Here is a 24,592-nt window from a genome sequence, read left to right as displayed (position 1 = left end):
CTATTACTTAATTAACAAACGTATTTTTTACCCTGACAGAAACTAAGAAATATAAGCCCCAAATAAAGAGGCGTATCCCACTACCGACAATATCTACAATATCTTCATCCTCTGCTGATATTGAGAATAATGAACTCAATAAAACGACACTTGCTATGGATAGTATGAAGTCACTCGCGTAAAAGAGAATAATGACTTTAATCGCCAATTTTTTCTTATAAATAAAGAGATAACATACGAATAACAATAAGCCATAAATCAATGCACTCGAGAGTAAGTTAAAATATATGAACTCCCTAGCCATTGGAATAAATGATAATGACGTAGGGTCAGTCATCTTCTCCAAACCTTCTAGCTGCTCTGGAAGGTCTTTCAATAAAGTATAAGGAGTGATAATTAGCGTAAGAAATAATCCTAACATAGGGATTAGTAGCCATCCCCCAAAACCGACGGGTTCAGAAGAAAGAGGCTCATTTTCAACCGTTACTGATGGGCAATCCGTTTTTTGATCTGAACCCTCATTAATTTTACTTGAGGAGAGATGTTCTTCAGATTGGTTCATGGCTAGCTCCTTGCTTTTTAGTTTAACCTCAATGCAAATAGTTAACTTAAATGGAAAATTTATTTTATATAAATCTAACGCTTTTCGATTAAAATATCACCTTTGAATTAAAAATTATCAAAGCCAAAATACGAAAAATATCAAAATAACCTCATATTTTTTGTCCATAAAAATAATAATCCCGATAAGGCCTACTCTATGCCAAAAATAACCGCCCAGCTGTCTCTACCTCCCCATTATCAGACGAATGACTTTTTCGCCTTTCATTTAAGAGATCAACATAATATTGCCGAAATTGTTGAAGGTAATTTATTGCGCAAAGGTATATTGTGGGCGCACTCTCCAGCTCAATTACTTATTGAGATTGATAAAGACAAGGCACACATTACCCTTGATATTGATAACGCTAAAAATCGGCCCAGCGAATACGATGTTGTTGAACTAGGGAAACATATGCTCGGTTTACGGCAAGCCGTCGAACAGTTTGAAGCGGAATATTTATCACATCCCATTATCGGTAAGCTGATTAAGCAACAACAAGGTTTACGAATATATCAATCTTCAAGCCCATTTGAAGCATTAGTGTGGGCGATTATTGGCCAACAAATCAGTGTAACAGCCGCGATTGCAATACGTCGTCGCTTTATTCAAGCCACTGGTTCAAAGCACTCATCGGGCATTTGGTGTTTTCCAGATGCACAGCAGGTGTCAAAAGTGACTGATGAATCACTACGCCAAGCTGGGTTTTCTACTGGTAAAATCATCGCCATACGAGCGCTTTGTCACGCACTGTTAAGTCAGCAAATCGACCTATCACAACCTATCAGCAACCATAATGTCACAATATTGACCGACCAATTAGTCAGCCTTAAAGGTATTGGCCCATGGACGGTAAATTATGCGCTTTTACGCGGTTTTAACTACCTCGATGGCTCGTTACATGGCGATGTGGCCGTGAGGCGCAATTTGCAGTCTCTACTTGGCGCAGAGAGCCAGCCTACAGCAAAAGAGACGGAAAAATGGTTAGAGGCATTTTCGCCATGGCGTGCCTTAGTTGCCGCTCATTTATGGCGTAGCCAATCGGCTGCGGGGTATTAATTCCCTCATACAGATAGCAGCCAACCCTAATTGGTTGGCTGCGTAAATTGCCTAATTCGGCAAAGCAGATCAGTCAAAATGACCGATTAACGTAACCAGTTGGTTTTCGCTAATTCAACAACTTCATCACCACGACCACTTAAAATGGCTTTGAGCATATATAGGCTAAAACCTTTTGCTTCTTGCAAATTAATTGTCGGTGGCATAGAAAGTTCTTGTTTTGCTGTGACAACATCAACAACAACAGGGCCATCATGAGCGAAAGCTTCCTTCAATGCGGCATCCACATCTTCACTCTTCTCAACGCGGATCCCTTTGATCCCAGCAGCATTGGCAACTGCCGCAAAATTAGGGTTATGGAGATCAGTGCCTTCTGTTAAGAAGCCACCTACCTTCATTTCCATAGCGACAAAACCTAACACGCCGTTATTCAGAACAATGACTTTCACAGGTAAATTCATTTGTGCCAGTGACAACAGATCCCCCATCAACATACTAAAACCGCCATCACCACTCATGGTCACAACTTGGCGTTGTTTATCGACAGATTGGATCCCCATCGCTTGCGGCATCGCATTTGCCATTGACCCATGATTAAACGAGCCAATCAAACGGCGTTTACCATTCATTTTTAAGTAACGAGCCGCCCATACCGTTGGGGTTCCCACATCACAGGTAAATACCGCGTCATCATTCGCCAATGCACTGATCCGGCTTGCTAAATATTGAGGGTGGATCACACCGTCTTTACCCGGTTTCGCTAAATCATCAAGACCTTCACGCGCTTCGGTATAATGTTTCAATGCGCTATCTAAGTGGTGCCTATCTTGTTTCACGTCTAAGTGCGGTTGCAATGCGGTCAAAGTGGCTTTAATGTCACCAATCATGCCCATATCGATATGGCAATGGGAGCCTAAGCTACCTGCATTAATATCGATTTGAATAATCTTAGCCCCTTGAGGATAGAATGGGCGGTATGGGAACTGAGTACCCAGTAACACCACCGTATCGGCATTCATCATTGCATGGTAGCCGGATGAAAAACCAATCAGCCCCGTCATACCAACGCTATATGGGTTATCCCACTCAATGTGCTCTTTACCGCGTAGTGCATGCACGACTGGCGCTTTTAATGTTTCCGCCAGCTTAATCACTTCATCGTGTGCACCAGCACAGCCTGCCCCACAAAATAGGGTGATATTTTGTGCTTGGTTCAGTGCGTCCGCTAACTTCGCAATTTCAGCAGGCTGAGGCATGATCAACGGAGCTTGCGGCTGATACCATGTATCATTTGCTGTTTCCGGTGCTTCACGTAACGCAATATCTCCTGGCAGTACAATGACAGAGACACCTTTTTCTAGAATCGCTTTACGCATCGCAATCCCAAGCACTTGAGGAAGCTGCTCAGGGTTAGAGATCAGTTCGCAATAATGGCTACATTCGCGAAATAGCTCTGTTGGGTGCGTTTCTTGAAAGTAGTTACTACCGATTTCACTAGAAGGGATATGTGCAGCAATTGCTAATACAGGCACGCGATTACGATGGCAATCATACAACCCATTGATTAGGTGCATATTACCCGGACCACAAGAGCCTGCGCAAACGGCTAGCTTACCCGTCATTTGCGCTTCTGCACCTGCGGCAAATGCTGCAACTTCTTCGTGACGGGTGCCTAACCATTCGATTGTGCCAAGACGGCGTAAGCTATCACTCAGCCCATTGAGTGAATCACCCGTAACGCCCCAGATGCGCTTCACACCAGCATTATCTAGGACTTTCGCGACATAGGATGCAACTGTCTGTTTTTTCATAATGGCACTCTTTCCAGTCAGATTAGGTTAAAATATTCACAGAGCATCAAATCTATTTTCTCTGTAATACATCATCATTATTAAACCAATTTACGCACTTTAAACTTAGTGTAACGAATTAAATTTGCGGTTCCTACCGAGGAAAACAAATAGCTATTAAGAACAGAACAATCCTCCACTAATATCAAAAGAAGAATCTAGATACAGCATAAATTAAATATTCATTGTGCGCTGAAATATCAAAAAACAATAATATTAACAATTATTTAATAACCAGTCATAATAAGAGTATTTAATAAATAATATCGATAATGATAAGTAATTTGTTGATTATCCTAGAGGAGTAAAAATAAGATAAATAATTGTATTGGTTAAGGTGACAGAATATTTAAATTGGTGATTGAAGTGCAAGAAGCTGGCATCAAAATAGAAATATTCACGAAATTCAAACCAGAAATAAGACTCAAAAATAGCTATCGATACATAACTCAAATTCCATACCCTCCATCGGATAAATGGTATGGTTTACCAATAGGTCAAACGCGATATTTTTGCGCGCTGCTGCATAACTCCCCCCTCTTGTAAAAAATTTAAGATAAGCATCATATTATTAAGCATTAAACACATCGCAATTTTTTATTAAAAAACAACACACTAAGTATAAAAACCAATTAAGTATTTTTAGCAAGTTTAAAAAATTAATAAAGCCACTAAAATCAGCATAAATAACCGACATTTTACATTTAATCGATATTATTGTATTATTGATGACCTGTTTAAGTCACATAAAGGTTCTCATTTTGCTTTTTTTACAAAATGCACAACAACAAACTAGCTCACAACACTTCTCTATTCCCTGCTCTTCTCTGCGCAATTGTTAGCGGTGATTTTCCCCAAGTCGTCTTAGCAAATTCGATATGAAACACTCGTCATATTGATGATCTTTGCCAGTGATAAATAAAATATTGATGCATTCTACAGATAACGACTATTCTAATATAACGATCTCTGTTTTTATCTGGCGCGAGCAAGATATAGAGATATGGACCACACAGATCATGAATGCAATTCATTACGTTTCGAAATTCAGATAAAAGGATGGTTCCATGAAGTTCAAAAAGAAAAAAGAAAAGCCTTTAAATATTAATGATATTACTATCATTGATGATGGAAAATTAAAAAAAGCCATCACTGCGGCGTCGCTGGGTAATGCGATGGAGTGGTTTGACTTTGGGGTATACGGTTTCTTAGCCTATGTACTCGGTCAAGTTTTCTTCCCTGGCGCATCACCGAGCGTACAGATGATCGCCGCTCTAGCCACTTTCTCTGTTCCTTTCTTAGTTCGACCGCTCGGCGGTGTCGTCTTTGGTATCCTAGGGGATAAGTATGGCCGACAAAAAGTCTTAGCCGTCACCATTATCATTATGTCGATCAGTACCTTCAGTATCGGTTTGATCCCTTCATATGAGACTATTGGTATCTGGGCGCCTATCCTACTATTGTTAGCAAAACTCGCCCAAGGCTTCTCCGTGGGTGGAGAGTATTCAGGTGCAGCTATCTTTGTTGCCGAATACTCACCTGACCGTAAACGTGGTTTTATGGGAAGTTGGTTAGACTTTGGCTCTATCGCAGGTTTCGTGCTAGGTGCCGGTGTTGTGGTACTCATTTCAAGTATTGTTGGTGAAGAAAACTTCCACGAATGGGGCTGGAGGATCCCTTTCTTCCTTGCACTGCCTTTAGGTATCATTGGCCTGTATTTACGCCATGCACTTGAAGAGACCCCAGCATTCCAACAACACATTGAAACGCTCGAAAAACAAGATAAAGCCAATATTCAAAATCCACCGAAAGTCTCTTTCCGTGAAGTCGTTTCTAAATATTGGAAAAGTTTGATGATCTGCGTTGGTTTAGTTATCGCAACAAACGTGACTTACTACATGTTGCTGACTTATATGCCAAGTTACCTGTCGCATAACCTAAACTATTCTGCTGACCATGGTGTGCTGATCATCATTGCCATTATGATTGGTATGCTCTTTGTCCAACCAATTATTGGTTTAACCAGCGATAAAATTGGTCGCCGCCCATTCGTTATTGCAGGGAGTTTAGGTCTGATAGTGTTAGCCTATCCTGCCTTTATGCTCATTGATAGCGGCTCTGTTGGCTTGATTTTTGTTGGTTTGCTTATTTTAGCTGTGCTACTGAACTGTTTTACAGGGGTGATGGCATCAATTTTACCGGCTATTTTCCCAACGCACATTCGTTATAGCGCCCTCGCAATCGCCTTTAATATTTCAGTTTTGATTGCCGGTGCCACACCGACAGTAGCAGCATGGTTAGTTGAATCAACCAATAATCTGTATATGCCCGCCTTTTATTTAATGGTTATCGCCTTAATTGGCCTCTATACTGGTATTACTATGCCAGAGACCGCAAACAAACCATTAAGAGGGGCAACGCCTGCGGCATCTGATAGAGCAGAGGCGAAAGAGATCTTAAGCGAGCACTATGACAATATTGAACAGAAAGTTGAAGATATTGAACAACAGATCGCTGAGCTAGAGAAAAAGCGTCAGTCATTAATTAATCAGCACCCTAAATTGGATTAAACCTGATGTAAGGCAAAGGAGCAGAAGATGGCGAAAAAACAGGCTTGTCACCTAGTCTGGTTTCGTAATGACCTTCGTGTCACCGATAATAAAGCGCTGTCATCTGCTTGTGCTGATCCTGATGCTAAAGTGCTCGCCGTGTTTACGGCTACACCAGAACAATGGCGAGCACATCACCTCTCCTCTCGGCAAATCACCTTTTTGCATCAAAATCTCATTGCGCTTCGTGACTCGCTGGCCAAATTAAGCATCCCTCTGTTTTGCCAAACAACCCCCGATTTTTTAAGTGCCGCACAATGGGTACTGGATTTTGCTCAACAGCAGCAAGTTGACCACCTATATTTCAATCATCAATATGAACTCAATGAGCATAGGCGAGACGAATGGTTGATTCATCACCCACAACGCGCTTTCCGAGTACATGCTTTTGATGATGCCTTACTATTACCACCAAAATCCGTCACAAATCAGAAAGGCGAAATGTACCAAGTGTACACTCCGTTTCGTCGAGCCTTTATTAGCCAATTAGTGACCACCGATTTTCGTTCCTTACCAGCACCTCAACCACGAGGGGAAGCACTTGCTATCGATGACCTATCACTCCCCTTGTTTGCGCATCACGCCGTCGATATTGTGCCACATTTCCCAGCAGGTGAATCAGCAGCACGCCAGCAACTCAGGCAATTTTGTCGCCTAAAAGTGCAGCATTACCAACAGCATCGCGATATTCCCTCAATTGAGGGTACCAGCCTGTTATCCCCATATTTGGCAATTGGGGTACTCTCACCACGGCAATGTTTAAATCGCCTGCTCGCTGAGTATCCACCGCTTTTTGATTCCCCAGATAGCGGGGCATTCACATGGCTTAATGAATTAATTTGGCGAGAGTTTTACCATCATCTACTCGTCGCTTTTCCACGCTTATGCCGCCACCAGCCTTTTATTGAATGGACCAACCACATTCAGTGGAATAGCTCCGATGCTGACTTTAAAGCGTGGCAGCTTGGGCAAACGGGATACCCCATCGTTGATGCTGCAATGCGACAACTCAATACCACAGGTTGGATGCATAATCGTTTAAGAATGATCACTGCGAGTTTTTTAGTGAAAGATTTACTGATTGATTGGCGACTCGGCGAACAATATTTTATGCAGCAATTAATTGATGGCACACTCGCGGCAAACAATGGAGGCTGGCAGTGGTCTGCTTCGACAGGTACTGATGCACAACCTTGGTTTCGTATTTTTAATCCAACCACTCAGGGTAAAAAATTTGACCCTCAGGGTGCATTTATTCGCCAGTGGCTTCCAGAATTACAATCCGTACCCGATAAATATATTCACACACCGCATGAGTGGGCAGAGGCTAACCACGTTACTTTAGATTATCCCGCACCAATTGTTGACCATAAACAAGCACGTTTAGCCACATTAGCCGCTTTTGAAGCAGGAAAAAGCGATAGCGTAAAACACCATTAATTATCAAAGTAATAATTTCAGTTAGGGATTATACTGTCTACTACTCATCCATAGAACAAGCAAAAATCGGAGTCGTTATGCAGGTGATTTTACAGGTCGATTTCCCTTATCAAGGCCCTTGGGGAGAGCAGATGGCTGATGCAATGAAAACATTAGCCGAGTCTATCAATGATGAACCTGGCTTTATCTGGAAAATTTGGACGGAGAACCCATCGACACAAAAGGCTGGAGGTATTTACCTGTTTGCGTCAGAAGAGCAAGCTCAAGCTTACTTACAAAAGCACAGTGCGCGGCTAAAATCCTTTGGTGTTCCTGAAGTCCGAGGGGAGATCTTTGCCGTCAATCATGCGCTTAGCCAACTGAACCAAGCGCACTTTATTAACAATTAATTTCTGACTGCTGATAAGAGGCTGGACAGCGGCTAGCCTCACCGCAACCTGCTATTGGATACGGGCGAATCATCCCCGTATCCGTTCAGCCGCTAAAAATCCCCTTCACGGCGCTCAACAAGCGTCAGAATACTGTATAAGGCAACGGCAACATTATTTTGATTGAAGACTTGAACATCCCATTCAACCACGCCATTTGGCTTATCTTCTGCCGTTTTTTGTGCTTTTTTAATCTTTTTCTTGCAAGTTAAACGCACTTGGATGGTATCACCAATTTTTACAGGCTCAATAAAACGTAAGTTTTCCATACCATAGTTGGCGATCACAGGACCGACTGCCGCATCAACAAATAAACCAGCCGCTGCTGATACAACAAAGTAGCCATGAGCCACTCGCTCACCAAATAATGATTGCGCAGCGCCAATTTTATCCATATGTGCATAGAAATGGTCACCACTTAAACAAGCGAAGTTGACTAAGTCTGCTTCCGACACCGTGCGTCTTGCCGTCAATAAGGTATCGCCAATGACTAAATCCTCAAAATACTTCCTAAACGGATGCACTTGATCCGTCACTACATCTGCACCACGGATCCACTGCTTGGTGACGGCAGTCAGCATAGAAGGGCTACCTTGAATAGCCGTTCGCTGCATATAGTGTTTAACTGCCCTCAATCCGCCTAGCTCCTCGCCACCACCCGCGCGACCCGGGCCACCATGCACTAATAGTGGTAATGGTGAGCCATGCCCCGTTGATTCTGCCGCTGAGGCTTCATTCAGAATCAACATTCGACCATGTGCCCGTGCACTTCTACGGATAACATCTTGCGCTACTGAGGTGTCTGCCGTTACTAATGTACCCGCAAGGCTCCCTCCTCCCATAATGGCCAACTCAACCGCTTGGTCACTCGTCTCATAGCCAATCAATGTTGCAACCGGCCCAAATGCTTCCGTTTCATGGACGGCCTGATTGGTATAAGGATCGGCGCAATAGAGCAAGGTAGGCGGATAGAATGCCCCTTTTTGGCTATCGGCACCCATCACATTCAGCTCTTGAAGATCCCCTCCACACAGGATTTCACAACCGTTTTGCTGTAAATACATAACCTTTTCATGAACATCATCACGCTGCTCTTGATTGATTAAAGCCCCCATGCGCACGCCTTCAACGGCAGGGTCACCGACAGTGATACCCGATAAGCGTTTTAATAATGCCTGTTTAACTGTTTCTAACTGGGGCTTCGGCACAATGATACGACGGATTGCTGTACATTTTTGCCCTGCTTTCACCGTCATTTCACGGGTCACTTCTTTAATAAATAAAGAAAATTCAGGTTGTTCTGGAGTAACATCAACCCCAAGTATTGCGCAGTTAAGGGAGTCTGCTTCCATGGTGAATGGGATCGACTTTTCACGTAATCGAGGGTGAGATTTTAATTTTTGCCCTGTTGCTGCCGAGCCAGTAAAGGTCACCACATCCTCAAAATCGAGATATTCAAACATATCACCGATCCCCCCGCAGATTAGCTGAATAGCACCTTCAGGCACTAACCCACTTTCAACGATCAGGCGCACCATTGCTTGAGTAACTTGAGCGGAAGCCGTCGCAGGTTTAATAATCGCAGGCATCCCCGCTAGCCACGTTGGTGCCAATTTTTCTAGCATTCCCCAACAAGGGAAGTTAAATGCGTTGATATGTAATGCCACACCATGGCGGGAAGTTAAAATATGGCGAGCAATAAATTGGCCTTGTTTCGATAGCGGGATCATCTCATCTTCGGGCCAAATCGTATCATCTGGCAACTCGCGATTTGCAAGCCCTGCAAAAGAGAAGAGTGTTGCGATCCCACCTTCAATATCAACCCAACTATCTGCTTTAGTCGCCCCTGTTTGTGCTGATATTTCATAAAGAGACGCTTTATGCTCTAGCAAATATTTAGCGACGGCTTTTAACATTTGGCCGCGCTGCTGGAAAGTCATGGCGGATAAAGCATCCCCGCCTTTTTTCCGACCGTAATCAAGACAATCAACCAGAGGTAAACCCGCAGTGGTAACCTCATATAACGCCTGCCCAGTCAATGCATGATAAATTTTGCGGCCTTCACCTTCACCATATAACCACTTCCCCGTTATATAACTTGTTAATTGCTGCATGGCATCTCTCCAAAATAAAAAACAACAAACACAAATATTAAATAAATATGTATCACAATATGGGCAGCGAATGCCAACCTCAATTTAACAAATTAAGAACAAAACTTATCCATTAGCTACTAACAAATAAAAACCACACTAATTTACATAAAATTAACTCTATGATTTAAATCAATAAACTTAAATTGATTGTGAAGCCAATCGCAAAAGAAGAATAAATGAGATTGATTTTATTGTTAACGATTCCTAGCATTAATGTTAAATATTGTGATTCATTTTTTATTTTTATTTAATTTAATACGAATCATTTGGAAGAAAACAATGAATGAGCAAAATCAGGCAAACTTCGAGGCCAAAATCGAAGCCGACATTAATATTGAGCCAAAAGATTGGATGCCCGATGCCTATAGGCAAAACCTGATCCGCCAAGTTGGACAACATGCACACTCGGAAGTTATCGGCATGCTGCCAGAAGCAAACTGGTTAACTCGCGCACCCACATTGAGACGTAAAGCTATCTTGTTAGCAAAAATCCAAGATGAAGCAGGTCATGGCCTCTACCTTTATAGCGCAGCCGAAACATTAGGATGCACTCGCCAAGACATCTATCAAAAGATGCTCGATGGCAAAATGAAATATTCGTCTATTTTTAACTACCCCACCCTAACTTGGGCCGATGTAGGTGTGATTGGCTGGTTGGTTGATGGTGCCGCCATTGTTAACCAAGTTGCCCTCTGCCGAGCCTCATATGGCCCCTATGCACGAGCGATGGTGAAAATCTGTAAAGAAGAGAGTTTTCATCAACGTCAAGGTTACGAAGCTGTCACTGTACTGGCGAACGGCTCTGATGAACAAAAAGCCATGTTACAAGATGCCATTAACCGTTTCTGGTGGCCTGTTCTGATGATGTTCGGCCCGAACGACAGTGACTCCCCACACAGTGCACAAAGTATGGCATGGAAAATTAAAAGATTTAGTAACGATGAGCTACGCCAAAAATTTGTTGATAACACAGTACCGCAAGTGGAAGCCCTCGGTATGACTATTCCAGATCCAGAACTGAAATGGGATGAGGAGCTAGGGCACTACCGCTTTGGTGAAATCGACTGGGAAGAGTTTTATCAAGTCATTAAAGGCGAAGGCATCTGTAATTACGAACGCGTGCATGCCAAACGCAAGGCTTGGGAAGATGGAGCATGGGTACGCGAAGGTGCCATGGCACATAGCCGAAAACAGAAAGCCGTTAAATCCGCCGCCTAGCACAGAATAAAAGGAAAAGACCATGAGCAATCAAGATTGGCCATTATATGAAGTTTTTGTTCGGAGCAAACAAGGGCTTGCGCATCGTCATGTCGGTAGCCTGCATGCCGCTGACGATCAGATGGCACTAGAAAATGCACGCGATGCTTACACTCGTCGTAGTGAAGGATGCTCCGTTTGGGTGGTCAAAGCGACGCATATTATTGCCTCTCAACCAGAAGATAAGAGCGCTTTCTTTGACCCTGCTGACACCAAAGTCTATCGCCACCCAACTTTTTATACCATCCCCGATGGCATCAAAAACATGTGAGGCAACGATATGAATCAGCATGAAGCACTCAAACAATATGTTTTAAGGCAAGGCGATAGCGCATTGATCCTGGCTCAACGGCTATGTGAATGGTGTGGTCATGCACCAGAATTGGAAATCGACCTTGCTCTCTCCAACATCGGTTTGGACTTACTCGGTCAGGCAAGAAACTTTTTAGCGTATGCCGCAACCCTATCAGGAACAGAGTTTGATGAAGATAAAATTGCCTTCCTCCGAGATGAACGTGAGTTTTGCAACTTACTGCTGGTAGAGCAACCAAACGACGGCTTCAACGACACGCTAGTACGCCAATTTTTTATGGATGCCTACCATGTTCCGCTTTATCAAGCCTTAATTCACAGCGCAGATGAACAATTGGCAGCCATCGCGGAAAAATCGCTCAAAGAGGTGCTCTACCACTTACGCTTTAGCCGTAACTGGATGATCCGCTTAGGTGATGGTAGCGAAGAAAGCCATCGGCGAATTCAGCAGTCGGTCGATCAACTGTGGCGCTTTACAGGCGAATTATTCCACGCCGATGAAGTCGAGATTACGCTCGCGGAGGTAGGTATCGCTGTTGACCCTCGAACATTACGTGAACAGTGGTTAGAAACGATCACAGAGACTTTCGCGCAAGCCACGCTGACGATGCCTGAACAAAATGCATACCGTTTAGGTGGCAAACAGGGTAACCACACTGAACACTTAGGCCTCATTTTAACCGAGCTACAGTTTGTCCAACGCGCTTATCCAAATTGTGAATGGTGATGCTATGGAACAGAGATTGCAAAACAGCGGGTTACAACCCCCTCAAATTCATCAGATCTGGCAGCAACTGCATCAAATCCCCGATCCTGAGTTACCTGCACTCTCCATTACTGATCTTGGCATGATCCGCAATGTTTTTGCCACATCTCGTGGCTGGAAAGTGATGTTTACACCCACTTATTCCGGTTGCCCAGCAACTGAATTTTTAATTAACGAAATCAAAAATGTTTTAGAGCATGCCGGGTTTCCCAATGTGGAAATCGAGGTCGTTCTCACGCCGGCATGGACAACAGATTGGATGAACCAAGACGCCAAACAACGCTTGCGTGAATTTGGTATTGCGCCGCCAGCAGGAAAAGCCTGTGAACACCCCGAAAAATCGGGGCCAATCTGTTGCCCACGTTGCGACAGTCAACACACAGAGAAAATCAGCGAATTCGGCTCGACCGCCTGCAAAGCACTATATCGCTGTCTCGAATGCTTTGAGCCATTTGATTATTTTAAATGTATTTAAGGGCACACTCATGACTGTATTTCATCGTTTAAGTATTGCTGCAATTGAACGTGACACGCCTGATGTGGTTGCTGTGACCTTCTGCGTTCCTGATAATTTGCGCGAGCACTATCGCTACCGCCCTGGGCAACATTTAACCCTAAAAGCCTTAGTCAATGGCGAAGACTTACGCCGCTGTTATTCCATTTGCAGTTCACCTGACGACGGGGTTTTAAAAATTGGTGTTAAAGCCATCCACGAAGGACGTTTTTCAAATTTTATTAACCAACAACTTCATGTTGGCGATAGCCTTGATGTGATGATCCCCCAAGGGAAATTTGGTTATCAACCTCAAGTCACAACAGAAGGTCGTTACCTTGCGGTTGCGGCAGGCTCCGGTATCACACCTTTACTTTCCATTATTAAAGCCACCCTACAAACTGAGCCACACAGCCGCTTCACTTTAATTTATGGCAACAAAAATAGCCGTTCGGTGATGTTTAAAGAGAGCATTGCCGACCTTAAAAACCAGTATGCAGAACGTTTTCAGGTGCTCTATCTATTTAGCCAAGAGCAGCAAGACAGTGCACTGCTTAGCGGTCGCGTGAATAAGCCACAATTAATGGCATTGGGTAAAACCTTGCTCAATTTTAAGCAATTTGACCATGCTTTTGTGTGCGGCCCTGAAGAGATGATGGACGATGTGCAATCTGCATTAGCTGAATGTGGCATGGCGCCAGAGCGTATTCATAGTGAGCGTTTTAACACTTCCGGCACGAAATTCCGCCCATCTGCAACATTAGCAACGGATAACCGCCAAGTCAGCATTCACCTTGATGGACGTACAATGACCATCAATATGGATAGCCAAGACGACAGTATTCTGGATGCGGCCTTACGCCAAGGCGCAGACCTTCCCTATGCCTGTAAAGGCGGTGTTTGCGCAACATGTAAATGTAAGCTTAAAGCGGGCGAAGTTGAAATGGGCGTCAACTACAGCCTTGAGCCGGACCAAATTGCGGATGGTTATATTTTAAGCTGCCAAGCATGGCCGAAAGGCGATGGCGTAGAACTCGATTTCGATGTGTAGGAGGCTCATATGCAAACTGATTGGATCCTAGCTCATATTGAACATCGCGTCCTAACATTGACGTTGAATCGCCCTGATGTGCGTAACGCCTTAAGTACTGATTGCCTCGAATTACTTGTCGATCACCTTGAACAAGCCGATAAAGACCCACAAATCGGCGCCATCGTTATTGCCGGCAACCCACGTTTTTTTGCGGCGGGTGCTGACCTTAAAGAGCTCCAGCAACAAACCGTTGCGGCGGCGATCACGGATAGGCGCCCTCAAGTTTGGCGCCGTTTTTCGCAAATTTCCAAACCCATTATCACCGCAGTCAATGGTTATGCATTGGGTGCTGGCTTTGAATTAGTACTTGCAAGTGATGTGGTCATTGCCGGTGAAACGGCGCGTTTTGGCTTACCTGAAATCACCCTAGGGCTAATACCTGGCGCGGGAGGAACTCAACGTCTGGTTCGCGTGGTTGGCAAATCCCTTGCGATGCAAATGGTACTCACGGGCGAGGCGATTCCTGCACAACGTGCCTTACAAGCAGGATTAGTGAGTCAAATTTGTGTGGATGGGTTAGTTGTTGAATACGCACAGAAACTTGCCCAACGCATGGCGGATCACGCCCCACTTGCCGTGAGAGCGGCTAAAGCATCCATTAATGCAGCTCAAGAAATCTCACTTTCAGAGGGATTACAGCTTGAGCGCCAATATTTTGTCACCTTGGCAGGTACTGATGACCGCCGCGAAGGGATCAATGCTTTCTTTGAAAAGCGACAGCCAAAATTTACAGGACAATAAGATGCCAAACAGCGCAATGATACTGACAACACGGGAAAATGGCGTACTCACCATTACATTAAACCGCCCTGACCGGTTAAACAGCTTTAACGATGAAATGCATCGTCAACTAAGTGATGCACTAAAAATTGCTGAACGTGATGACACCGTGCGTTGTTTAGTGATTACAGGAGCCGGTCGTGGTTTTTGTGCAGGTCAAGATTTGAATGATCGCAATGTTTCGGTTAGCGAACAGGCACCGGATTTAGGTTATTCCGTCGAAACTTTCTATAATCCCCTGATCCGCCGACTCACTTCACTACCGAAGCCTATCATCTGTGCCGTTAATGGCGTAGCCGCAGGTGCAGGCGCGGCAATCGCCTTAGCGGGTGATATCGTTATTGCGGCTAAAAGCGCCAGTTTTATTCAATCTTTTTGCCGCTTAGGTTTAGTACCGGACTCCGGTGGTAGCTGGTTCTTACCTCAATTAGCAGGCCATGCAAGAGCCATGGGGATGGCATTACTTGGCGATAAAATTAGCGCTGAGCAAGCACTACAGTGGGGCATGATTTGGCAAGTCACTGAAAATGATGAGCTGACAACCACCGTTAATCAATTAGCCCAGCACCTCGCCACACAGCCAACCTATGGCTTAGGACTAATCAAAAAAGCTATCTATCGTGCCGCAACTAACACATTAGATGAGCAGCTAGACCTAGAACGTGATTTACAGCGCTTAGGTGGACGCAGCGAAGACTATCGCGAAGGAGTCGATGCCTTTTTGAATAAGCGCGAACCTAAGTTTAAAGGACGCTAATATGACTTTAACTCTTAATACCGTCGCTGTCATTGGTGCTGGCACAATGGGTATCGGCATTGCACAGGTGGCAGCAAGCGCTGGACATACGGTACTGCTATTTGACATCAACACACAAGCACTGAATAAAGCAAAACAGTCTTTAACTGAACGGTTAAATAAGCGCGTTCAGCAGGGCAAAGCGGATGCGCAAACAACAGAGGCACTGCTTGCGCGTATTACACTTGTGCATACGATGGCTGACTTAGCACCGGCTCAATTAGTCATTGAGGCTGTCGCTGAGAAACTGACTATAAAACAAGCGATATTTAGCGAACTTGAAGGCATTTGCAAAGAAAACACCCTCTTTGCAAGTAACACCTCTTCGTTATCGATTACCGCCATCGCCAGCCAACTTAAACACCCAGAGCGCTTTGCTGGCCTCCATTTTTTCAACCCAGCTCCCATTATGAAGTTGGTTGAAGTTATTCGTGGGCGCGAAACCGCAAGCGCTGTTATTGAACAGCTAAAAAACTTGGCGGTCGCATGGGGCAAAATTCCCGTTATCTGCCGCTCAACGCCTGGCTTTATCGTTAATCGAGTTGCTCGCCCTTTTTATGCTGAAACATTACGCGCACTTGAAGAGCAAATCGCAAACCCTGCAACATTAGATAGTGTTCTACGTGATGCCGGTGGGTTTTCCATGGGCCCTTTACAACTGACCGACCTTATTGGTCATGATGTAAATTACGCGGTGACGGATTCGGTTTTTCAAGCATTTGGCTACGACCCTCGGTTCCAAACCTCCTTTGAACAATTAGAGCTGGTCCAAGCGGGACATCTCGGTCGAAAAACTGGCCGCGGCTTTTATCATTACGATGACAACAAACCACTGCCTAAAGCCACAATGGCAGAAAAAGTGATATTAAACAATCCCCCCTCCGTTACGGCTCGAGGCGATTGGCAAAGTTTACCTGAGTTTGCACAATTATTAAGGCAAAACGGGATCCCTCTCGAAGAATCTAAAATAGATAACCACGAATTGCCTACACTCCGAGTTAACAATGTTATTGTTATGTTAACGAATGGTGAATTAACTTCTGCACGAGCGCAAAAAGCCAATCAGAGCATGGTGCAATTTGATTTATCCGCTGATTATGCCAAAGCAAACGCAATTGCAATCAGTTGTGCAGTCCAAAACAGCCACCAAGAAAACCAGAGTGTCATTGCCTTTTTTCAATCGCTCAACAAGGACGTGATTGTATTACCTGATTATCCCGGCCTATTGACGATGCGGACGGTTGCCATGCTATGCAATGAAGCTTTAGATGTTGTCAATAAAGGCGTCGCTAGCCCAAAAGATACTGATAACGCAATGCGTTATGGCGTGAACTACCCTAAAGGGCCGCTCGCTTGGGGCGCCGAAATTGGCTGGCAACATATCCTTAATACACTCGATCAGTTATCGCAGTTTTATGCCGACGGGCGCTACCGGGCGAATCCCCTGTTGCGCCAATTGGTTGCTGGGGTGCGGTCATTACCTGCTAAGGAGCTGCAATGAGTTCACAAGCCACAATAACATTGGCTCAACAATCCGCAGACATCATGTACCGTGACGATGCTTGCGCAAAAGCGATGGGGATGGTGATAGAGCAAGTTTCTGAGGGAGCCGCTCAACTCTCCATGACCGTCACTTCGCACATGCTTAATGGTCATAAAACCTGCCATGGCGGTCAACTATTCAGCCTAGCTGACACCGCGTTTGCTTACGCTTGCAATAGCCATGGACTCGCCGCTGTTGCCTCAAGCTGCTCTATTGATTTTATCCGCCCTGCATATGAAGGGGATACATTGACCGCAGTCGCAAACGTTAAGCATCAGGGCAAACGTACTGGCTTATATGAAGTAGAAATTGTCAACCAACAAGGCAAAACCTTAGCTTGGTTCTATGGGCGAGCGCATCGCCTAGGTCACCGTTTAACAGGAGAAGAGTGATGAGAGATGCCTTTATCTGTGATGGTATCAGAACCCCAATTGGCCGCTACGGAGGCGCACTGTCCTCTGTACGCCCTGATGACCTCGCCGTTTTACCTTTAAAGGCTCTAATGGAAAGGCATCCTCAATTAGATTGGTCAATAACTGATGACATTATCCTAGGTTGCGCAAATCAGGCTGGTGAAGATAACCGTAATGTCGCACGAATGGCGTGTTTATTAGCGGGTCTTCCATTATCCGTATCGGGCACTACCGTGAATCGTCTTTGTGGTTCAGGCCTTGATGCAATTGCACTTGCGGCTAGAAGTATCAAAGCGGGGGAAGCGAATTTTATGATTGCAGGCGGTGTCGAATCAATGAGCCGCGCACCCTTTGTTATGGGTAAGTCAGAATCGGCCTTTTCAAGGCAAGCACAAATATTTGATACCACAATTGGTTGGCGATTTGTCAATCCACTGATGGAAAAGCAGTTCTCAACACATTCGATGCCAGAAACGGCGGAGAACGTTGCAGAAGAGTATCGCATTCATCGAGCTGACCAAGATGCCTTTGCTCTACGTAGCCAACAACGCACCGAACAGGCTCGTCAACAAGGCGTTTTCGCACAAGAGATCATCCCCGTCACCATTAAACATCGCAAAGGGGAGACGATTGTTACAGAAGACGAACACCCAAGACCTGAAACAACCTTGGAACAATTACAAAAGTTAAAAACACCGTTTCGTGAAAATGGCTCAGTGACAGCAGGTAATGCTTCTGGGGTGAATGATGGTGCAGCCGCCTTGATTATCGCTTCCCAAGAAACGGCTAAAGCTCAGGGGTTAACCCCTAAAGCACGAATTATCGCAACAGCAACCTGTGGTGTTGAACCACGGTTTATGGGGATAGGACCATTACCCGCCACCCAAAAAGTCCTCAAAATGACGGGGCTAACAATCGAACAAATGGATGTGATTGAGCTAAACGAAGCTTTTGCTGCTCAAGCACTCGCTGTACTAAGAGGATTAGGTTTACCTGACGACGCGCCACAAGTGAATCCAAATGGTGGTGCCATTTCCTTAGGCCACCCTCTTGGTATGAGTGGGGCAAGGTTGGCGATTACCGCCGTGAACGAATTACATCGTCGCCAAGGGCGCTATGCCTTATGCACCATGTGTATTGGTGTGGGCCAAGGCATAGCCATGATTATTGAACGAGTTTAGACCGATTAACCTACCCAAAATCACACCGTTCTAATGAGATGAATGATGGGTAAAAAATAAAAACGCCTGAAACCCTACACCTGCTCAGGCCAATACTGCACTCGCTTTTCGCCATTGCATATATACCCGCCCTGACTCGGCAATATATCGCAAAAAAGGCTTAAAGCATGCGGATATCAATAATTATAAGGACTAGCAATTATGAGCACTCTACAACACACTATTGATCCAATTGAGTTTGCATCGAGAGATGAAATCGAGGCATTGCAGTTCTCAAGACTGAAGTGGACACTCACTCACGCTTATGAAAATGTGCCGATGTATCGCAAAAAATTCGATGCGGCCGGCGTTCATCCTGACGATTTCAAGCAACTGAGTGATATCGAAAAATTCCCGTATACCACAAAGCAAGATCTACGCGAGAATTACCCATTTAATACCTTTGCAGTGCCCATGGATAAAATCATCCGTATTCATGCCTCTTCGGGCACGACGGGTCGCCCCACTGTTGTCGGCTATACCCAACAAGATATTGATAATTGGGCTGATTTAATCGCTCGTAGCCTACGCTCTGCGGGAGCCACGAAAGGAGATAAAATCCACGTTGCCTACGGCTACGGCCTATTTACCGGTGGCTTAGGCGCTCATTATGGTGCTGAGCGTCTTGGTGCAGCCGTTATTCCTATGTCTGGTGGTCAGACAGAAAAACAGGCTCAATTAATTGCTGATTTCAAACCTGACGTCATCATGGTAACCCCCTCTTACTGTCTAAGCATCATTGATGAGCTAGAGAAAATCATGGGCGGAGACGCAAGTAAGTGCTCACTAAGACTAGGCGTATTTGGTGCAGAGCCATGGACTGAGGCATTAAGAACAGAAATTGAAACACGCTTAGGCATCAAAGCGCTTGATATCTACGGCCTGTCAGAAGTCATGGGGCCAGGTGTGGCCATGGAGTGTGCCGATGCCGGAGAAAGTGGGCCTACAATCTGGGAAGATCATTTTTATCCGGAGATTATCTCACCTGATACCCTAAAAACACTCTCGCCCGGTGATAAAGGTGAGTTAGTATTCACTACCCTAACAAAAGAGGCTATGCCTGTTATCCGCTATCGCACTCGCGATTTAACCCACTTAATGCCGGGGATTAATCGTAATATGCGCCGTATCGGTAAAATTACCGGCCGCTCTGATGACATGATGATCATTCGTGGAGTCAACGTTTTCCCATCGCAGATAGAAGAGCAAATCATGCAGTTCAAAGAGCTTTCCCCTCATTACCAGCTAGAAATTAGCCGTAAAGGGAATATGGATAGCTTAGCTATTCGCGTCGAGCTGAAAAAACCCGATCTTCTGACCTATGATGAGCGTTGTAATATCTGCCATAACCTTAAGCATCGAATTAAGTCAATGGTAGGCGTAAGCACACAGATCAGTATCGTTAATTGCGGTGATATCCCTCGTTCACAAGGCAAAGCGGCTCGTGTTATTGATACAAGGATCGCCATATAAATCTTCTCTACGAGGCACCTCACAATGGATAAATGTCGGGGTGCCTTTAATTTTAGTTTCCTAATATAACAATGCCCTGTGTAGCAAATAGAAGACAAGCAAGATGTTTTTGTCTACTATTCATTCATATTTTTGATACAGATATTCATCGGATAATGACAAAATGGAAACTAAACTTAACCAATTTATACAGCATGCGCTAACCAGCCAGCCAATTAGTGGAACATCACTCATTATCTCTCTTTATGGCGATGCGCTACACCACCGCGGGGGTGAAGTATGGCTTGGTAGCTTAACCAATTTACTTGAACCAATGGGCTTTACCGACCGCTTTGTCCGTACTTCCGTATTTCGCTTACAAAAAGAAGGCTGGCTAGATGCTGAAAAAATCGGTCGTCGTAGCTATTACCGAATATCTGAACGTGGTCAAAACCAATTTCGTCACGCTGAAAGTAAAATCTATCAAAGTGAGCAACCCAATTGGGATGGCAAGTGGGATTTATTGTTACTTGAAGCCGCTGACAAAGATGAAAAAGCAAGGCTCAAAAAAGAGTTAAGCTGGTTAGGATTTGGTCAATTTAGCACCTCACTGATGGCAGCACCAAGTAGCGCTCAAAGCGATATTCCGTCATTACTTAATGAACTTAATGCAAGTGAAGAGGTGATCTACTTTCGAGCAGATTACCCCTATAACCGCTCCGAAAAACACCTAAAAGAGTTGGTGTCAGACAGTTGGTCGTTACAACAGGTGGCTGAACATTATCACCAATTTATCGTGTTATTTCGCCCACTCGCACTCTTATTAAAAGAGTTATCGGATGAGCAAATAACACCTGAGCAATGCTTTCAACTACGCTTATTACTGATCCACTTTTATCGCCGAGTAGTATTAAAAGATCCGCTGCTACCCGATGAGTTACTCCCTGCGCAATGGGAGGGGCAAATAGCCAGGAATCTGTGTATCAATATTTACCAGCGTGTTGAAGTAGCAGCAACACGCTACGTCAGCGAAATATGCGAAACAACTGTAGGGGAACTGCCGCAACCGACTACAACCTATTTCCGACGTTTTGGCGGTGTATTAAAAGAGATCGCGGCATAAATCTTCTTAAATACCGATGTAACTTAAACAGAAGGGGAACTCAATATGCCTTTTTATCAGATAGATGGCATCACGCCAGTTGTTAGTCCAGAAAGTTTTGTGCATCCAACCGCTGTGATCATTGGCGACGTGATTATCGGAAAAAATGTTTATATTGGCCCTAATGCGAGCTTACGTGGAGACTTCGGGCGTTTGATCATTAAAGAAGGGGCTAATGTTCAGGATAACTGTGTTATGCATGGTTTCCCGCAATACGATACCATCATTGAAGAAAATGGTCATATTGGTCACGGTGCGATTTTGCACGGCTGCCATATTAAACGTAATGCCTTGGTTGGAATGAACAGTGTCATTATGGATGGCGCCGTGATTGGCGAGAATTCTATTGTTGGCGCTTGCTCCTTTGTGAAAGCAGAAGCGGTATTTGCAGATAATACGTTGATCGTAGGAACGCCTGCTAAAGCACAAAGAACACTGTCTGAAAAAGAAATAGCTTGGAAAAGCCGAGGTACGGCTGACTATCAAGACCTTGTTATCCGCTGCCAACAAAGCTTCAAAGAAGTTACCCCACTCACACAAGAAGAGCCAGATCGCCCGAAACTGACATTTGAAGGTGTCATTCCGAAATCAGCCCTATAGTTACCCCACAAATAAAATAATAAGCACTCCACTTCGAGTGCTTTTATACCCATAATTAAGTAAAGTCACTGATTATTGGCAATAAATCATCATTAAATTGATACTATTCTGATTCGCTTATATCGCCGTGTTTAATACAATCCCTTAGAAATAAAATAAGCAGTGGCTGTTTTTCAACCCACAATAACAAAGAATAACAATTCGTTATGGGTATTTATCGTGCAAAATACCACCCATGTTGAAAAATTCACCGCCTTTTCTTCTATGTGCAAAAGAAAAGGTAAATTAATAATAAAGTTAATTTGTTTTTTGCCGATAATGAAACCTGTAGAAATGAATAAATCATTTTTCGATAAATTAAGTTTAACTGGCAGACCTTTTTCGAAGTGAGCCAATATAAAATAAACCTTATTATTAATACGGTTATTTTATAGATATTAGCTATTAATATGATAGTTAAAACCTAAAATTGATTAATATTTACTCATCGATACGTCATTGTTTATATCAAAAAAATATTTCACATGGTGAATATATTTATTAACAATAATACATATTAAGAATAGTTTCATTTTTATATAAATATTTATTTTGACTAAACTTATTTATTCAGATTAAAAATTTGAATAAAATAAAATTATTAAAATGATTTTCATCAAAAAAATTTATGTATTTTGACTATTTATCAACTACTACCAAAGGAGTACCTGACTTAACATATTGATTTAAAATCAATAAAGAAATACAAATCCACAAAATGAAACGTTTGGTAACAAGTTTTTAACTCTACTTTTGTAGCCAAAAAATACATATAGCTCTGAATTAACTGAAATTAAAAAATAAAACACCACCCTCTTTTCAAAATACGCCCTTTAACACGTAATCAGCAATCTTTTCCGAGCCTAATTCGATATTTAATTTTTAAATCTAATATGAGTAATAATCCCCCTCTTTTTAAACAAATGATTACACGTATAATAGCGCCCTATAAAATTTGATATAAATCAAATTACCCTCAAATTTAAATGAGGCTGAAATATAAAGCGCCTTTGTTAAAAAGTGCCGTTTCGTATTTCTGTTTTTTAAATTCAACGTAATTAATAAATTTTTTTAAACTGGCTGAGGATGGCTTTCTATTTCTATAAATAACAGAAGGCGCAAACTTTGCCATTCCTCTTTTATTAACATATATACAGCTTTTCTCGGAGAAGAAAATGAATAACAAATTTGCATTATCAGTTGCAACGGCATTAATTCTTTCTGCTACACCAGCACTTGCTGCTGAAAAAGCAGCTGGTGGTGTAATTAACTTTAGTGGCGCAATTACTGATACAACTTGTACTATCAATGGCGGTAAAAGTGCAGATTTCACTGTTGCATTAAATCCAATCACTGTTGAAGATGCAGGCACGACTCAAGGCATTATTACTAAAAATAAAAAAACAGTATCACTCACTTTCTCTAACTGTACTTCTGCAAGCGGCGCTGCTGATACCCCTCTGAAAATTTATTTCTCATCTGCAAATAATATTTCTACTGATGGTAAGTATCTGCAAAATACCACAGTTAATGAAAATGACACGAGCGTTTCTCGTAACGTTGGTTTCGCCATTACTAAAACAACAGACCAAATTCCTCTGTTATTAAACCAACCATTCGTTACTGATATCAAAGGCAACGACTCTAACACTGAAACCTTAGCATTAGATATCTATTACTATAAAACGAATGCTCTGCCAGCAAGAGTTGGTAGCTTAAGCTCTAACGTCACTTATACCATTTCATATCTGTAATTATTTACCCAAATAGCCAGGCTATTTTATTAGCTTGGCTATTTCTGAGTTTATTATTATGCGCCTACTTATTTTATTTTCCTTACTCGCTAGTATTAATACTGCCTTTGCTAATATTGTTGTTAATGGAACACGCGTTATTTATCCAGAAAAAAATAACGAAACCATCGTACAACTTATTAATAATGGAAATGATCCAGCCTTAGTCCAATCATGGATTGACGATGGTGATATCAATTCAACACCAGAAACAGCCAATGTTCCTTTTTTGCTTTCTCCCCCTGTTGTTAAGGTATCAGGGAATGATGGGCAACAGTTACGCATTAAAAAACTCCCCGCATCGCTGCCAACCGATCGCGAATCTGTTTTTTATTTAAATATATTAGATATCCCACCAACACCAGAACATCTGCAAGGGAAAAACACGATGCAGTTGGCGATTAAAACACGTATTAAACTGTTCTATCGTCCGAACCACTTACAAGCCGGTGTTGAACAAGCACTCGAACAGATTGAAGTGAAAGCGGAAAACAAACAATTCCGTATCACTAACAATAGTCCTTATTACGTCACTCTTGCGAATGTTGATGATAAAAAAGGTAAAAAAATATTGACCGATTCACTCATGGTAGCGCCGTTTTCACATGCTTTAGCACCAACTAAAACCGCTGTCAGTGCAGGTCAAAAATACAGTTTGCTCTATGTCGATGATCTCGGCGCCTATAAAAATAAAGATGTGATTGCAAAATAAAATATAAGAGAGCTTGTA

General features: G+C 43.3%; 22 protein-coding genes. 19 read left to right on the top strand and 3 right to left on the bottom strand.

Features of this window, described 5'->3' with window-relative positions:
* Window positions 1-7: 7 nt before the first annotated feature.
* Entirely contained in the window at window positions 8-562 is a 555-nt protein-coding gene (locus PR709_RS11000) for a DUF2569 family protein (protein ID WP_004923523.1), read from the bottom strand.
* Window positions 563-760: 198 nt separating this feature from the next.
* On the opposite strand from PR709_RS11000, the gene PR709_RS10995 reads away from it, so the two are divergent.
* Window positions 761-1,660, top strand: coding sequence for a DNA-3-methyladenine glycosylase family protein (locus PR709_RS10995; RefSeq protein WP_004923520.1), 900 nt, complete (start codon window positions 761-763; stop codon window positions 1,658-1,660).
* 86 nt (window positions 1,661-1,746) lie between these two features.
* Here PR709_RS10995 and poxB read toward each other — a convergent pair whose 3' ends face one another.
* Complete coding sequence (gene poxB / locus PR709_RS10990) at window positions 1,747-3,471, bottom strand: ubiquinone-dependent pyruvate dehydrogenase (RefSeq protein WP_004923516.1); 1,725 nt, start codon at window positions 3,469-3,471, stop codon at window positions 1,747-1,749.
* A gap of 1,106 nt (window positions 3,472-4,577) precedes the next feature.
* Between poxB and proP the strand changes: the two genes are divergently transcribed.
* The 3 genes from proP (at window position 4,578) to PR709_RS10975 (ending at window position 7,948) form a co-directional block, all read left to right on the top strand.
* Window positions 4,578-6,080 (top strand): glycine betaine/L-proline transporter ProP, encoded by a 1,503-nt coding sequence (gene proP, locus PR709_RS10985; protein WP_004923504.1) that lies wholly within the window; start codon window positions 4,578-4,580, stop codon window positions 6,078-6,080.
* 27 nt (window positions 6,081-6,107) lie between these two features.
* Window positions 6,108-7,559 carry a deoxyribodipyrimidine photo-lyase gene (phrB, locus tag PR709_RS10980; protein WP_004923499.1) on the top strand — a complete coding sequence of 484 codons (1,452 nt, stop codon included), beginning with the start codon at window positions 6,108-6,110 and terminating at the stop codon, window positions 7,557-7,559.
* A gap of 77 nt (window positions 7,560-7,636) precedes the next feature.
* Entirely contained in the window at window positions 7,637-7,948 is a 312-nt protein-coding gene (locus PR709_RS10975; RefSeq protein ID WP_004923494.1) for a monooxygenase, read from the top strand.
* 92 nt (window positions 7,949-8,040) lie between these two features.
* Here PR709_RS10975 and paaZ read toward each other — a convergent pair whose 3' ends face one another.
* Complete coding sequence (gene paaZ / locus PR709_RS10970; protein WP_004923491.1) at window positions 8,041-10,101, bottom strand: phenylacetic acid degradation bifunctional protein PaaZ; 2,061 nt, start codon at window positions 10,099-10,101, stop codon at window positions 8,041-8,043.
* Window positions 10,102-10,422: 321 nt separating this feature from the next.
* Between paaZ and paaA the strand changes: the two genes are divergently transcribed.
* The 15 genes from paaA to PR709_RS10895 all read left to right on the top strand — a co-directional run bounded on the left by paaA (window position 10,423) and on the right by PR709_RS10895 (window position 24,574).
* Window positions 10,423-11,361: a 1,2-phenylacetyl-CoA epoxidase subunit PaaA gene (paaA, locus tag PR709_RS10965; RefSeq protein WP_036944051.1), complete on the top strand. Its 939-nt coding sequence runs from the start codon at window positions 10,423-10,425 to the stop codon at window positions 11,359-11,361.
* 22 nt (window positions 11,362-11,383) lie between these two features.
* Window positions 11,384-11,671, top strand: coding sequence for a 1,2-phenylacetyl-CoA epoxidase subunit PaaB (gene paaB, locus PR709_RS10960; RefSeq protein ID WP_004923482.1), 288 nt, complete (start codon window positions 11,384-11,386; stop codon window positions 11,669-11,671).
* A gap of 9 nt (window positions 11,672-11,680) precedes the next feature.
* Complete coding sequence (gene paaC / locus PR709_RS10955) at window positions 11,681-12,439, top strand: 1,2-phenylacetyl-CoA epoxidase subunit PaaC (protein WP_272570891.1); 759 nt, start codon at window positions 11,681-11,683, stop codon at window positions 12,437-12,439.
* Between the two features lie 4 nt (window positions 12,440-12,443).
* On the top strand, window positions 12,444-12,953 hold the full coding sequence (gene paaD, locus PR709_RS10950; RefSeq protein ID WP_014657032.1) for a 1,2-phenylacetyl-CoA epoxidase subunit PaaD: 510 nt from the start codon (window positions 12,444-12,446) through the stop codon (window positions 12,951-12,953).
* Window positions 12,954-12,963: 10 nt separating this feature from the next.
* Window positions 12,964-14,022 carry a 1,2-phenylacetyl-CoA epoxidase subunit PaaE gene (gene paaE, locus PR709_RS10945; protein ID WP_042117021.1) on the top strand — a complete coding sequence of 353 codons (1,059 nt, stop codon included), beginning with the start codon at window positions 12,964-12,966 and terminating at the stop codon, window positions 14,020-14,022.
* Between the two features lie 9 nt (window positions 14,023-14,031).
* Window positions 14,032-14,805 carry a 2,3-dehydroadipyl-CoA hydratase PaaF gene (gene paaF / locus PR709_RS10940; protein ID WP_004923466.1) on the top strand — a complete coding sequence of 258 codons (774 nt, stop codon included), beginning with the start codon at window positions 14,032-14,034 and terminating at the stop codon, window positions 14,803-14,805.
* A gap of 1 nt (window position 14,806) precedes the next feature.
* Window positions 14,807-15,601: a 2-(1,2-epoxy-1,2-dihydrophenyl)acetyl-CoA isomerase PaaG gene (gene paaG, locus PR709_RS10935; protein WP_042117018.1), complete on the top strand. Its 795-nt coding sequence runs from the start codon at window positions 14,807-14,809 to the stop codon at window positions 15,599-15,601.
* A gap of 1 nt (window position 15,602) precedes the next feature.
* Entirely contained in the window at window positions 15,603-17,141 is a 1,539-nt protein-coding gene (locus PR709_RS10930) for a 3-hydroxyacyl-CoA dehydrogenase (protein WP_004923457.1), read from the top strand.
* Window positions 17,138-17,575 (top strand): hydroxyphenylacetyl-CoA thioesterase PaaI, encoded by a 438-nt coding sequence (paaI, locus tag PR709_RS10925; protein WP_061064602.1) that lies wholly within the window; start codon window positions 17,138-17,140, stop codon window positions 17,573-17,575. Before PR709_RS10930 ends, paaI begins: the two co-directional genes overlap by 4 nt.
* On the top strand, window positions 17,575-18,777 hold the full coding sequence (pcaF, locus tag PR709_RS10920; protein ID WP_053110258.1) for a 3-oxoadipyl-CoA thiolase: 1,203 nt from the start codon (window positions 17,575-17,577) through the stop codon (window positions 18,775-18,777). Before paaI ends, pcaF begins: the two co-directional genes overlap by 1 nt.
* Window positions 18,778-18,978: 201 nt before the next feature.
* The gene (gene paaK / locus PR709_RS10915; protein ID WP_014657036.1) at window positions 18,979-20,289 is read left to right on the top strand and encodes a phenylacetate--CoA ligase PaaK; all 1,311 of its coding nucleotides are present in this window, start codon (window positions 18,979-18,981) and stop codon (window positions 20,287-20,289) included.
* A gap of 163 nt (window positions 20,290-20,452) precedes the next feature.
* Window positions 20,453-21,391 (top strand): phenylacetic acid degradation operon negative regulatory protein PaaX, encoded by a 939-nt coding sequence (gene paaX, locus PR709_RS10910; RefSeq protein WP_004923446.1) that lies wholly within the window; start codon window positions 20,453-20,455, stop codon window positions 21,389-21,391.
* A gap of 45 nt (window positions 21,392-21,436) precedes the next feature.
* A complete protein-coding gene (gene paaY, locus PR709_RS10905) occupies window positions 21,437-22,030 on the top strand; it encodes a phenylacetic acid degradation protein PaaY (protein ID WP_004923444.1) in 594 nt (197 codons plus the stop codon).
* 1,214 nt (window positions 22,031-23,244) lie between these two features.
* Window positions 23,245-23,823, top strand: a complete 579-nt coding sequence (locus tag PR709_RS10900; RefSeq protein WP_004923436.1) for a fimbrial protein — start codon at window positions 23,245-23,247, stop codon at window positions 23,821-23,823.
* A gap of 55 nt (window positions 23,824-23,878) precedes the next feature.
* Window positions 23,879-24,574 carry a fimbrial biogenesis chaperone gene (locus PR709_RS10895; protein ID WP_072503009.1) on the top strand — a complete coding sequence of 232 codons (696 nt, stop codon included), beginning with the start codon at window positions 23,879-23,881 and terminating at the stop codon, window positions 24,572-24,574.
* The last annotated feature ends 18 nt before the right edge of the window (window positions 24,575-24,592 follow it).

The organism is Providencia sp. PROV267 (assembly GCF_028477825.1).
Classification (GTDB): Bacteria; Pseudomonadota; Gammaproteobacteria; order Enterobacterales; family Enterobacteriaceae; genus Providencia; species Providencia stuartii.
This window is presented reverse-complemented; position numbering and strand designations above follow the sequence as displayed.